This is a genomic window from Ruegeria sp. SAZD011 (assembly GCF_059612545.1).
This window is the reverse complement of the sequence record NZ_JBXWQU010000001.1, coordinates 103,744-116,126: the sequence shown is the minus strand read 5'-3', so window position 1 is coordinate 116,126 and position 12,383 is coordinate 103,744. Positions and strand designations below refer to the sequence as shown.

Annotated in this window: 13 protein-coding genes; 4 read left to right on the top strand and 9 right to left on the bottom strand. The window is 63.9% G+C overall.

The window, feature by feature from the left end:
• Window positions 1-12: 12 nt before the first annotated feature.
• From AC2FLM_RS00560 to AC2FLM_RS00545, 4 genes are all read right to left on the bottom strand, one after another.
• Window positions 13-1,110 (bottom strand): ABC transporter ATP-binding protein, encoded by a 1,098-nt coding sequence (locus tag AC2FLM_RS00560; protein ID WP_496854727.1) that lies wholly within the window; start codon window positions 1,108-1,110, stop codon window positions 13-15.
• A 90-nt stretch (window positions 1,111-1,200) separates the two neighbouring features.
• The gene (locus AC2FLM_RS00555) at window positions 1,201-2,256 is read right to left on the bottom strand and encodes a methyltransferase domain-containing protein (RefSeq protein WP_496854725.1); all 1,056 of its coding nucleotides are present in this window, start codon (window positions 2,254-2,256) and stop codon (window positions 1,201-1,203) included.
• Window positions 2,257-2,410: 154 nt separating this feature from the next.
• On the bottom strand, window positions 2,411-3,517 hold the full coding sequence (locus tag AC2FLM_RS00550) for a YhaZ family DNA alkylation repair protein (protein WP_496854723.1): 1,107 nt from the start codon (window positions 3,515-3,517) through the stop codon (window positions 2,411-2,413).
• Between the two features lie 3 nt (window positions 3,518-3,520).
• Window positions 3,521-4,300: an SDR family oxidoreductase gene (locus tag AC2FLM_RS00545; protein WP_496854721.1), complete on the bottom strand. Its 780-nt coding sequence runs from the start codon at window positions 4,298-4,300 to the stop codon at window positions 3,521-3,523.
• A gap of 168 nt (window positions 4,301-4,468) precedes the next feature.
• On the opposite strand from AC2FLM_RS00545, the gene AC2FLM_RS00540 reads away from it, so the two are divergent.
• From AC2FLM_RS00540 to AC2FLM_RS00530, 3 genes are all read left to right on the top strand, one after another.
• Entirely contained in the window at window positions 4,469-5,485 is a 1,017-nt protein-coding gene (locus AC2FLM_RS00540) for a Hint domain-containing protein (RefSeq protein WP_496854792.1), read from the top strand.
• Window positions 5,486-5,613: 128 nt separating this feature from the next.
• Window positions 5,614-6,057: a c-type cytochrome gene (locus AC2FLM_RS00535; protein ID WP_496854719.1), complete on the top strand. Its 444-nt coding sequence runs from the start codon at window positions 5,614-5,616 to the stop codon at window positions 6,055-6,057.
• A gap of 45 nt (window positions 6,058-6,102) precedes the next feature.
• On the top strand, window positions 6,103-7,710 hold the full coding sequence (locus AC2FLM_RS00530; protein WP_496854717.1) for a peptide chain release factor 3: 1,608 nt from the start codon (window positions 6,103-6,105) through the stop codon (window positions 7,708-7,710).
• Window positions 7,711-7,722: 12 nt separating this feature from the next.
• On the opposite strand, the gene AC2FLM_RS00525 is transcribed toward AC2FLM_RS00530, so the two are convergent.
• Window positions 7,723-8,307: a carboxymuconolactone decarboxylase family protein gene (locus tag AC2FLM_RS00525; protein WP_234136177.1), complete on the bottom strand. Its 585-nt coding sequence runs from the start codon at window positions 8,305-8,307 to the stop codon at window positions 7,723-7,725.
• 69 nt (window positions 8,308-8,376) lie between these two features.
• Here AC2FLM_RS00525 and AC2FLM_RS00520 point away from each other — a divergent pair, with 69 nt between their 5' ends.
• Window positions 8,377-9,486, top strand: a complete 1,110-nt coding sequence (locus tag AC2FLM_RS00520; protein WP_496854715.1) for a hypothetical protein — start codon at window positions 8,377-8,379, stop codon at window positions 9,484-9,486.
• Here AC2FLM_RS00520 and AC2FLM_RS00515 read toward each other — a convergent pair.
• From AC2FLM_RS00515 to AC2FLM_RS00500, 4 genes are read right to left on the bottom strand one after another with little or no spacing between them, the layout of a single operon-like run.
• Window positions 9,472-10,506, bottom strand: a complete 1,035-nt coding sequence (locus AC2FLM_RS00515; protein WP_496854713.1) for an aromatic ring-hydroxylating dioxygenase subunit alpha — start codon at window positions 10,504-10,506, stop codon at window positions 9,472-9,474. The two genes, AC2FLM_RS00520 and AC2FLM_RS00515, sit on opposite strands and share 15 nt — an antisense overlap.
• Window positions 10,506-10,847 carry a carboxymuconolactone decarboxylase family protein gene (locus AC2FLM_RS00510; RefSeq protein ID WP_234143556.1) on the bottom strand — a complete coding sequence of 114 codons (342 nt, stop codon included), beginning with the start codon at window positions 10,845-10,847 and terminating at the stop codon, window positions 10,506-10,508. Before AC2FLM_RS00510 ends, AC2FLM_RS00515 begins: the two co-directional genes overlap by 1 nt.
• A gap of 2 nt (window positions 10,848-10,849) precedes the next feature.
• Window positions 10,850-11,608: an amino acid ABC transporter permease gene (locus tag AC2FLM_RS00505; RefSeq protein WP_496854711.1), complete on the bottom strand. Its 759-nt coding sequence runs from the start codon at window positions 11,606-11,608 to the stop codon at window positions 10,850-10,852.
• Window positions 11,608-12,339 carry an amino acid ABC transporter ATP-binding protein gene (locus AC2FLM_RS00500; RefSeq protein ID WP_496854709.1) on the bottom strand — a complete coding sequence of 244 codons (732 nt, stop codon included), beginning with the start codon at window positions 12,337-12,339 and terminating at the stop codon, window positions 11,608-11,610. The genes AC2FLM_RS00505 and AC2FLM_RS00500 overlap by 1 nt, the downstream gene beginning before the upstream one ends.
• Window positions 12,340-12,383: the final 44 nt, after the last annotated feature.

Genomic DNA, 12,383 nt, shown 5'->3' with positions numbered 1-12,383 from the left:
CCGGGCACGCGCTCAGCGCTTGCGATCCGCCGGGAACACGAAACAGCGGTCGCGCCGGATGGTCAGCCACATCACCCGCCCTGTTTCAGGGATGAACACATTGGGCACCGTGGCCTTAAGCAGCGACCCGTCGAAATCCATGCGAAACTCCACAAGGCTCTCGCTGCCCAGAAACCGTGCCCGTTCGACCACCCCGCGCGCGGCGACGCCGTCGCTGGGCGTCGGCAGCGGTCCTTTGCCACCCCGGTCGAAATCCAGCTTCACATGCTGCGGCCGGAACACGATATCGACCTCGGTGCGGTCCGGGATACCCGGAGCGAGGAACTGACCAAAAGGCGTCTGCGCCAGTGCGCCGGTGACAGTTGCCCGCAGAACGTTGATATCGCTGAAGAAGGCAACCGCCGCCCGGTCCGCAGGCCGGGTATAGACGTTATATGGCGCGCCCTGCTGCACGATCCGACCACCTCGCATCAGCGCGATCTCGTCAGCCATGCGCATCGCCTCTTCCGGCTCATGCGTAACCAGCAGCACCGCCGCATCCTCTTCCTTGAGCAGCGCCAGCGTGTCGTCGCGGATACCGTCGCGCAACCGGTTGTCGAGCCCCGAGAACGGCTCGTCCATCAACATGATGCGCGGCCGGGGCGCCAGCGCGCGCGCCAACGCCACCCGCTGCTGTTCACCGCCCGAAAGCTGATGCGGATAGCTGTCGATATGACCGCTCAGCGATACCCGCGCCAGCAGTTCCTCAACCCGGGCGCGCTTTTCCTCGCGGCTGCCTTTCAGGCCAAAGGCGACGTTCCCCGCCACGCTCAGATGGGGAAACAGCGCGAAATCCTGGAACATCAGCCCGATCGCGCGCCGCTCTGGCGGGACACGGAACACGGTGTCGCAGATCAGCTTGCCGTCCACGTAGATCTCGCCGCTGTCCTGCATCTCGACCCCGGCGATCATCCGCAGGGTGGTGGACTTGCCGCAACCCGACGGGCCCAGCAGACAGGTCACCTGCCCCGCGCGAATGTGCAGCGACACGTCATCGACGACCCGGCGCCCGTCAAAGACGCGCACCAGATTGCGGATCTCCAGTCGCGGAGGGGTCTGTCCTGCGTTCACCTGCCGGGCCTCGCTGCCTATCCCAAGCCTTTTGGTCGGGAGTTGGTCCGGGGATAACAACCCCGCCCCCGCTGCGCAAGGCGGGACGCGTCAGCAGCAGCCACCGGATACCGCGGGCGCCGCGGCCTCAAGCCCATTGAACGGCGACGCGCCACCGCATCCGGCAAAGATGCCGTAATGGGTCGAGAAATCGCCGACGAACTGGAAATGCGGCGCAAACCGTGTCTCGGCCAGCATCCGCCATGTGTTGCCGCAAACCGGAAACACCTTGCCGGTCTCGATGACGTGATGATCATCCAGCACGAACTCATGCGGCGCATGCGGCACCGTACCCTTGTAGATCACCGCCTGTCCGTAATCCTCGCAATCAGGCTCCAGCCCGGCAAGGTTGAACAGCCGGTAGGTCGCCGACAGAAAGCGGATCGGGCCGACGCGGTGCTCCAGCTCGGGGTTCTCGATGGTCAGCAACCGGCTTTCGACCATGCGCGGATCGCCAAAACCGGCACCGCGCGCCAGGCTCAGGAAATCGTTCCAATAAAGCGCGCCCGACAGGCATTCGCCATAAAGCACCTCATCGCGCGCCAGCGCCTCGGGGATGCGCCGGTCGGCATAGACATCCGAGAAATACATCTCGCCCCCCGGCTTCAACAGTCTTTGCGCGCCGCGCAGCACCGCCGCCTTGTCGGTAGCCAGGTTCAAAACGCAGTTCGACACGATGATGTCGAACGAGCCGGGCTCCAGCGGCAACTCGTCCAGCTTTTCGATATAGCCCTGGTGAAACGCGGTATTGGGCGCGCCGTGACCGAATACCTCGGCATGATAGGCCTGATGGGACCGCGCCACCGCCAGCTGCGCGGGCGTCATGTCGACGCCGACCACCGCGCCGCTTTCGCCCACCAGCGCCGACAGCGCATAGACATCACGCCCGGCACCACAGCCCAGATCGAGGATGCGCGCGCCCTCCAGCGCCAGCGGCGCGATCAGCCCGCAACCGTAATAGCGCGCCATCACCTCGTCATGCAGCTTGCCCAACACCGGCTTCAGATGCGCAGGCACCGCGTCGGGGGTACAACAGGCAGTAGTCTGCAAATCGGCGCTGCTTTGCAGCACCTCTCCATAATAGCTCTGAACCGCTTCGTGAGTCATGTCACACCCTCCTGTCCATCCGTCCCTGACCTAACCCGCACCGCAACCATAGACAACGGCGCCGCACCCTCTCTGAACCAAGCGTGATCGCCCTTCATTTCGCCCAAAATACTCCGGGGGAGTCCGCAGGACGGGGGCAGCGCCCCCTGCCCGCTCACTCAAGCAGGGCAAAGCTTCCGGCGGCGCGTACCCGCCCATTGACCTGCACCTCCACCCGGTGGGGTCCGGGCACCAGGGTAAAGGTGCTGGCGTCTCCCTTCAGCTTGTGAAGCTTGGACAGATGCAGACGCCCGCCGCTCAGCCGCCCCTGTTTCAACTTGTGAACCTTGGCCGAGGTCTTGCCGCCGGGGCGCTGGAAATGCACGATATAGTCGACCAGCACCGGCACATCCGGCGCGCCGCTCAGGGTCACGCCGATCTCGACCGCGCCGCCGATCCGGGCCTCGGCGGGCAGGTTCAGCGCCACGTCAAGTGCCGCGTCGGGATCATAGCCCAGTGCCGCCATGGCGCCCGGGTGCCCTGCCTTGACCAGACCGCGCAGCGCGTGGCCGGTCATCCAGCTGAGCTCCTCGGGCCGTTGCCGCCCCGCCTCGCGCCAGTCCGCCAGCCGGGTCAGCACCAGATCGGGGGCCTTCTTGGAGATATCGTTGAGGTGATTGGCAACCGAGCGGGTGACATAGCGGGTGGGATCGCCGTGCAACCGATCAAGCAACGGCAGCGCCGCCTCCAGATCCAGTGACACGCCCAACCCCCAGGGCAGCCGCGGGCGGGTGCCTTCGCTGGTGAGCCGGCGCACGTGATAGCTGTCGTGATCACACCACAGCTCCATCCGCGCCAGCACCTGATCCGGCCAGCGGTTCAGAAAGGGGCGGATCGCCCATTCCATCGAAAACCGCTGCGTCAGCTCTGCCAGCACATCAAGCGCCAGGTCGGGATGCTCTATCCCCACCGCCGCGACCCATTCCCCCAGCGGGGCAAAGATGAAATCGCCGAAATCATCATCCGACAGCGTCGGATCCAGTGGCGGCGGCAGCGCCCGCAGGATCACCGGCGCCACCTCGGGCAATTCGCCCGGCACAGCCTCGGCCAGGCAGGCGGCGATCCAGTCGATCCGCGCCTTCAGTTCCAGCTCGGGCAGCCGCGCCATCACCCGCACCTGAAACCCGGGCGCGTCAAAGCCGGGACCGTCGAACAACCCGGCCAGATAGGCCACCTTGTCCGCGTTGAAGAGCTGATCCTTGAGCGAAAACCCCTGCGCCATGCCTTACATCGTCAGATTGGTGCCGCCGCCATCCAGCAGCAGGTTCTGGCCGACGATGAACCCCGCATGCTGCGAGCAGAGAAAGGCGCAGGCGGCGCCAAATTCCTCGGGCGTGCCATAGCGGCGGGCGGGGATGGTCGCGGCGCGCTCGGCCCGCGCGGCGTCGAGCGAGATGCCCTTCTGCTCTGCCACCGGGCCGTCCAGCGCATTGGCGCGGTCGGTGGCATGGATGCCGGGCAACAGGTTGTTGATCGTCACGCCAAAGGGCGCGACCTGCCGCGAGGTGCCCGCGACATAGCCGGTCAGACCGGTGCGGGCGGCGTTGGACAGGCCCAGCGCCGGGATCGGCGCGCGCACCGATTGCGAGGTGATGTTGACCACCCGGCCCCAGCCCTTGTCGATCATGCCGGGCAACAGCGCCTTCATGAAGGCGATGGGCGTCAACATGTTGGCGTCCAGCGCGCGGATGAAATCGTCGCGATCCCAGTCCGACCACAGGCCCGGCGGCGGGCCGCCCGCATTGGTGACCAGGATATCGACACCCTGGGCCGCCTCGATCACCTGCGCCTGACCCGCCTCGGTGGTGACGTCGCAGGCGACGGTGGTCACAGTCACCCCATGCGCGCCGCGAATCGCCTCGGCCGCCGCCTCCAGCGCCTCGGCGCCGCGCGCGTTCATCACCAGATCGACACCTGCTGCAGCCAGCGCCTTGGCACAGCCCAGGCCCAACCCCTTGGACGAGGCGCAGACCAGCGCCCGCTTGCCGAAAATCCCCAGATCCATATCGCGTTCTCCCCTCATGCTCTGTTGTTCGGAGCTAACATCATTTGCCCGCACTTCACCACCCGAGCGGCGGATCCACGCCACATTTTCGGTGCATGCTCTGTTGAAGCGCCCAACCGGGTGCTAGACTTTCTTTCAACCGGTACTCTGGTAACCAACATCCGGACCATCTCCGTGACCCGATACGCCCCGATCCAATCCGTCCCCGTTTACCTTGCCGAAGATTTTTCGGTGACCAATGGCGCCAATCTGGGCGATGCGGTTGCCCCGATGGACGAGCTGATGCTGGACGATGTCTATGGCATGGCGACAGACGCGCGGACCTGGCGGCTGGGTATCGAGGCCATGGAGGACGGCGGGTTCCGGATCGCCAGTGACACCGAGACCGGGCAGCCGGGCGCCGCGCTGCATCTGGATTGTGCGCTGAGCCTGATGAGTCCCGACGGCCATACCACCGACGCCATCGTGCTGGTCGAACTCGACACGACCGGCCATATCGCCGAGCTCTACCTGTTGCCGCTGGCACCTCTGCTGCCCAAGACCGACTATACGCTGGTGGGCGTTGACCGCGACCGCGCAGGGCAGAAATTCGCCCAGGTCGCCTGTGTCTCGTTCACTCGCGGCACCCATATCACGCTGGGGTCAGGCGCGCAGGTCCGCATCGAGGACCTGAAGGTCGGCGACCGGGTGCTGACCCGTGACGACGGTGTGCGCGAGGTGCGCTGGATCGGTCAGACCACGGTCCGGGCAATGGGCGAATTTGCCCCCATCGTGATCCGCGCCGGCACGCTGAACAATGAAAACGATCTGGTGGTCAGCCCCGATCACCGGCTCTTTGTCTATCAGCGCCGTGACGAGATCGGCGTCGGTCGGCCGGAACTGTTGGTCAAGGCGCGGCATCTGGTCAATGGCGATACCGTGTTCGTGCAAGAGGGCGGTTTTGTCGACTATTTCCAGCTGCTGTTCGACCGCCATCACATCATCTATGCCGAGGGGATCGCGGCCGAAACCATGCTGCTCGACCCGCGCACCCGGCCCGCCCTGCCGCAAGAGATGCTGGAGCAGGTCAGCCCGCTCCTGGACCAGCATGCAAGTGGCGAGGGACACGGGATGGATGTGGCCAAGGCGCTGCTCGACCGGCCCGATGCAATCGACCTCTTGAAACGCGCCTCGACCAAACGCTGAGCTTGATGCCGGGGGTGGCCTGTCCGCCTGCATCGCTCACGGTATCGCGACCGCCACAACGCCCTCTGCGTCTTGACCTGTTGCCCCCTCTGCTTATCCTGCCGCGACCCGTGAACAGGAGAAGCCTCATGCCGTTGCGCCCCATCCCCCTTTTTGTCGCCCTGATTGCCGCAAGCGCGGCGCTGGCCCATAGCGGCGTCAGCAACCCGGCGGTCAAGGCGCGGATGCACGCGATGATGCAGATCGCCGACAATACCAAGATTCTGGGCGCCATGGCCAAGGGCGAGTCCCCGTTCGATGCTGACGAGGCCCGGGCCGCCGCAGCCGCCATTGCCGCCCACGCCGCCAGCGTGCCTACCCTTTTCATGGCCGAAGAGCACGATCCGAAATCCGAGGCCCTGCCCGCGATCTGGCAGGATTTCGACACCTTCGGCCAGAGGTCCGAGGCACTGACACTGGCCGCCACCGAGGCGGCCGGAACCATCGAGACCGAGGCCGATCTGAAACCGGCGCTCGCCCGGATCGGCGGCACCTGCAAATCCTGTCACCAGGATTTCCGCAAACCCTCATAAACGCGCATTCTTGCAAGGGCGGCGCAACCTGATATACGCGCCTGCATGTTGGATATCGCCTCGAACCGCCCTGCTTTGCCGCCCGAGATCGCGCGGCGCCGCACCTTCGCCATCATCTCGCATCCCGATGCGGGCAAGACCACGCTGACCGAAAAGTTCCTGCTGTTCGGCGGTGCGATCCAGATGGCCGGACAGGTGCGCGCCAAGGGCGAGGCACGGCGCACGCGCTCGGACTTCATGCAGATGGAAAAGGACCGGGGCATCTCGGTCTCGGCCTCGGCAATGTCTTTCGATTACAAGACGTTCCGGTTCAATCTTGTCGACACGCCCGGCCACTCGGACTTTTCCGAGGACACCTATCGCACGCTGACGGCGGTGGATGCGGCGGTGATGGTGATCGACGGCGCCAAGGGGGTCGAGAGCCAGACGCAGAAACTGTTCGAGGTCTGCCGCCTGCGCGACCTGCCGATCCTGACCTTCTGCAACAAGATGGACCGCGAAAGCCGCGACACGTTCGAGATCATCGACGAGATCCAGGAGATGCTGGCGATCGACGTGACGCCCGCAAGCTGGCCCATCGGCCAGGGCCGCGATTTCATCGGCTGTTACGATATCCTGCGCGACCGGCTGGAGCTGATGGACCGCGCCGACCGTAACAAGGTCGCAGAAAGCATTGAAATCAATGGGCTTGACGACCCCAAGCTGGCGCAGCACGTGCCCGCGCATCTACTGGAGAAGCTGCACGAAGAGCTGGAAATGGCCCGCGAGCTTTTGCCCGCGCTCGATCCGCAGGCAGTGCTTGAAGGCCATATGACACCGATCTGGTTCGGCTCGGCCATCAACTCGTTCGGGGTCAAGGAACTGATGGACGGGATCGGCAATTACGGTCCGGAACCCCAGGTGCAGAGCGCCGAACCAAGGAAGATTTCACCTGAAGAAACAAAGGTTTCCGGGTTTGTCTTCAAGGTTCAGGCGAATATGGATCCCAAGCATCGTGACCGGGTTGCCTTTGTCCGCATGGCCTCGGGCCATTTCAAGCGCGGCATGAAACTGACCCATGTGCGCACCAAGAAACCGATGGCGGTATCGAACCCGGTACTGTTCCTTGCCTCGGACCGGGAACTGGCGGACGAGGCCTGGGCCGGCGATATCATCGGCATCCCCAACCACGGGCAATTGCGCATCGGCGACACCCTGACCGAGGGCGAGGCGCTGCGGGTGACCGGCATCCCCTCTTTCGCGCCGGAACTGTTGCAGGGCGTACGCGCGGGCGATCCGATGAAGGCCAAGCACCTGGAAAAGGCGCTGATGCAGTTTGCCGAGGAAGGCGCCGCCAAGGTGTTCAAGCCGATGATCGGCTCGGGCTTTATCGTGGGCGTCGTTGGCGCGCTGCAATTCGAGGTGCTGGCCAGCCGGATCGAGCTGGAATACGGCCTGCCGGTGCGGTTCGACGGCTCGCAATTCACCAGCGCCCGTTGGGTCGCGGGCGACAAGACGGCGATGGACAAGTTCATCAACGCCAACAAGCAGCATATCGCCCATGATCATGACGGCGACGTTGTCTATATGACGCGGCTGCAATGGGATATCGACCGGGTGATCCGCGATTACCCCGAGCTGAAGCTGACCGCGACCAAGGAAATGATGGTCTGACCGGCGGCGGGCCTAGCCCTCGTCGCCCTTGTAATAGCCGATGACATCCCCGTCGGTCGTGCAACCCAAACCGTTCAGCAAGCGGTTCGAATAGTTGAAATAGGCGCAGACCTGGTTGACCTCCAGGATCTCGCCATCGTCGCAGCCTGCCAGTTTCAGCGCCTCGAAGTCCGATCTGACCATCCTGCCGACCCCGGTGGTCAGCTTGGCGGCGTATCGCAACAGGGCCAGTTCCTTGCCCTCGAACACGTCCTCGGGCCGCTGCGCCTTGAGCGCGATGAAAATGCGGTCGGATCGCGGCTGATCCCGGAGCAGGTTGCGCACGTTCATGAAGTGATGGGTCAGCGAATAGGTACAGTCGTTCAGGATCGAGGTATAGCTGGCCACGACCTCGAGAAACCAGAACGGCAGGGTGTTGTCGTCGGAATGCAGGACCGAGCGATACAAGGTGACATGGCCGTTCATCGTTTCGGGGCGCAGCGAATGCACCCGCATCACGGTGTCGACCGTGCCATGGGGCGTGCGCGCCCGGTCGAGCAGTTCTTTCAGGCGCCCATCCGCCGCGTCATCCCCGATCATCTCGATCCAAGCGCTCATCTCGTATCTCCCTTGCCGCTGTTCAACGCCAGCAGCCCTTGCTAGCATCTTCGCATGCAAGAGGCCAATATGCTTGACCATAAGGAAAACATGCACGCCGGAGCGGTCAACCTGCTGACCCGGTGCGGCGGCTTGTCGGCCGGGGACTCGGTCTTGATCGTGCGCGAACCGCCCGGTCTGGGGTATTACCGCGAATGCATCGTGGATGGGCTGACGCAAGCGGCGGCAAGCCTCGGGATCCGTGCCACGCTCGTTCAGGCCCCGTTCACGGAAAACGCGACCACGCCGGACGAGGCGCTGGTCACCGCGATGCGGGCGGCGGATCTGACCGTGTTTCTGGCGCGGCTGGGCGATCAGCTCAGGTTTCAGGACCTGCCGGGCGCCATACGCGCCATCGTGTGCTATGCGCTGGACGGGATCATGCTGGGATCGGGTTTTGGTCGGCTGGACCACGCGGCGATGGTGCAACTGCGCGACCGTATCGACAACGCGATGGGACAGGCCCGGAGCATAACGGTCACCTGCCCTGCCGGAACCGATTTCACCGGCCATGTCGCCCCGGTTGACGCAAAGCCCAAGGACACCAACACGATCCGGTTTCCGCTGTCGGTGCATTCCCCGGTGCCTGCCGTGAACTTCAGCGGCCGGATCGCGCAACGCGGGTTCCTGGTCGGAACGGGATCACGCTTCTACCAGCCCTATGCCTGTGCGCTTGCGGACGTGCTGTTCGTCGAAATCGAAGGCAACCGGATCACCGGGTTTTCCGGCACCACATCAGATGTGGCCCGCGCCGAGGCGCATTATCGCGGGATCGGTGAAAGATACGGTATCGACCGCTATTTCGTCCATTCCTGGCATTGCGGCATCCATCCCGGTTGTGCGTTCCGGGACCCGGCGCGGGACAGTTTCGAACGCTGGAGCGGCAGCGCCTTTGGCAACCCGCGGCTGTTGCACGTGCATACCTGCGGCGCCTATGCGCCGGGTGAGATCTCGCTCAACATCCTCGACCCGACCGTCACCGTCGACGGGATCGCCCTGTGGCAAGCCGGTCGGCTGGTGCCCGAGGCCATTCCGGGGGCAACCGAGATCCTCGACCGTCACCCGGAGCTGCGCGCCGCTTATGACGCGCCCGCGCAAGACTGCGGGCTTGGGCCGGAGGGGGCCTTAAGCTTCGTCTGAGGTCTCGGCGGCAATCACCTTGTCCACCTTGGACCGGAACCGCATCGCACCGGCATCCAGACCGAGGTTCATATAAGGCGTCTTGCGGTTTTTCATGCCCTCATGCACCGCCTCCAGCACCGCCTTGTCCTCGTTGAACGCCATGGTCGCGCCGTCGAACATCCGCTTGTTGATGGCCTCGTCACCCGGATCGGTGTTGCGGTGCTGAAACCAGAAATACAGCGAATTGTCGGCATCGACCGGGGTGATGAAATTGTAGGAGATGTTCAGATAGGCATCATTGGGCAGGATGGCGTCGGGCCCGCCGGTGCCCGCGCGGGTGTAGACGCTCATGTTGATCGCGGTGGATGGCAGGCGGCATTCGTAATGCTGCTTGCGGTCGGTATTGTCGCCAAAGGCCAGCATCGCCCGGTAATAGGGCGGCGCGGGTTCCGCCATGATCCAGCGCGAGACGATGACCCCGTCGTCCAGCTCTTCGATATCCAGCGGGCGGCTGTCGGTCCCTGCCCCGGCAAAGCTGGTGACATGGACCCAGGCGACGTGGCTGGGATCAAGCAGGTTGTCAATCACGTAGAGATAGTTGCAGGCGATATCGAGCGCGCCGCGCTCGGTCCGGCCCCAGGCGGGATTGTCGAAATTGGGGATATCCATGATCGGTCCCGGTGCCCGGTCGCCCATCCAGATCCAGAGAAACCCATAGCGATCCGCGACCGGATAGCTGCGCACGCGGGCGCGTTTGGGGATCGGATCGCCCTGGGTCGGGGCCGAGACACAGGCCCCCGAGCAATCGAAGGTCAGCCCGTGATAGCCGCATTCCACCGTATCGCCCTTGAGATTGCCCATCGACAGCGGCAGTTTCCGGTGCGGGCAGGCATCCTCCAGCGCGGCCGGGGTTCCATCGGTTTTCCGGTAGAACACGATCGCCTCATCCAGCAGCCTGAGCGGTTTGAGCCGGTCGGTGAAATCCTCGCTGCGCCCGGCGACATACCAGGTGTTGCGGATGAAACGGTCCGATTGCATCAGCTGCCTCCCTTGAACGTGTCATAGGCCTTGAGCGCCTTGGCGGAATAGGCATAGGACGGCCCGCCACCCATATAGGTCGCCATCGCCAGCGCCTCGCACAGTTCAGGCCGGGTCAGGCCGAGGCGGATCAGGGATTTCACATGGAACCCGATGCAACTGTCGCAGCGGGTTGCGATGGCGATGCCCAGCGCCATGATCTCCTTGGTCTTTTCGTCGAGCGCGCCGGATTTCTTGGCGGCGGCGCCCATGATTCCGAACCCCTTGACCGTCTCGGGTATCTCGGGGTTCAGCACCGCGATATCCGCAACGATCCCGTCCATGAAGGCTTCCCAATCCATTCCTATCCCCTTTCGTCCGACCCCATGCGGCGTTCGAGCCACCGCACGCCCGCGCTGATCACCAGCACCAGAACCAGATATTCGAGGATCAGCAACGTATAGATTTCCAGCGGTCGATACTCGGTCACCACCAGTTCGTTGGCCCGCCGGGTCAGTTCCTGCATGCCGATCACCGAGGCAAAGGCCGACATCTTGACGATATAGATGAACTGGTTGGCAAGCGGTGGCAGGATGCGCCGGATCGCCTGCGGCAGGATCACATAGCGCATGGTCTGAAGATAGTTCAGCCCGATGGTCTGGGCCGCCTCGGTCTGCCCCCGCGCGATGGACTGGATCCCGGCCCGATAGATCTCGGCGGTAAACGCGCTGTCCGAGATCGCCAGCGTGATGATCGCGCCCCAGAACGGGTCGATCGGGATATCCAGCCCCATCGAGCGGAAGATGATCGGCAGGCCGTAGAACACCCAGAACAGCATGGGCAAGAGCGGGATCGCCCGGACGAACTCGACATAAACGCGGTTGATCAGCCGGACATACCAGCGCGACGACAGGCCGGGCAGCGCGACGAGCAGACCCAGGACGATGGACAGCACCGCCGCGATGACCGAGATCAGGATCGTCGCCCCCATGCCGCCGATCAGGAACTTGATGTTGACCCAGCCCGACGGTGTCGAGGGGTTGATGACATACCAGCCCCAAGTCGTGGACGAGGAACAGCCCGACAGCAGGGCCAGCGCGGCAAGGGAAAGAACAAGGCGCATCAGTGGCTCAGTATCTGGCTAAGGAAGGTCTGGCACCGGCGCGATTTCGGGTTGCCAAAGAACTCGGACGGCGCGCCGGTTTCAACGATCTCGCCCGCATCCATGAACACCATCTTGTCGGCGACCTTGCGGGCAAAGCCCATCTCGTGCGTCACCACGATCATGGTCATGCCCTCCTCGGCAAGTTCGACCATCACGTCCAGCACCTCCGAGATCATTTCCGGGTCCAGCGCCGAAGTCGGCTCGTCGAACAGCATCACCTTGGGCTCCATGCACAGGCTGCGGGCAATGGCGACACGCTGTTGCTGGCCACCGGACAGCTGACCGGGGCGCTTTTCAGCCTGTTCGGGTATTTTCACCCGCTCCAGATAACGGCGCGCCCGGTCCTCGGCCTCGCCGCGGCTCAGTCCACGCGACTTCATAGGGCCAAGCGTCAGGTTCTCCAGCACGCTCAGATGCGGGAACAGGTTGAACTGCTGGAACACCATGCCGACATCGCCGCGCAGATCCTCGGGGCGCTCGGTCACCTCGGATCCATAGATGCGGATGCTGCCTTTTTGATGGGTTTCTAGCCGGTTGATGCACCGGACCACCGTGGATTTGCCCGATCCGCTTGGGCCGCAGATCACCACCCGCTCGCCACTTTTCACCGTCAGGTCGATATCTTTCAGCACGTGAAAATCGCTGAACCATTTGTTTACACTGACCATTTCGATGGCGATATCGGTCATTTCCCCTCCCCGGCCCTCCCCTGCGGGAAGATTTTTCTTGAGGC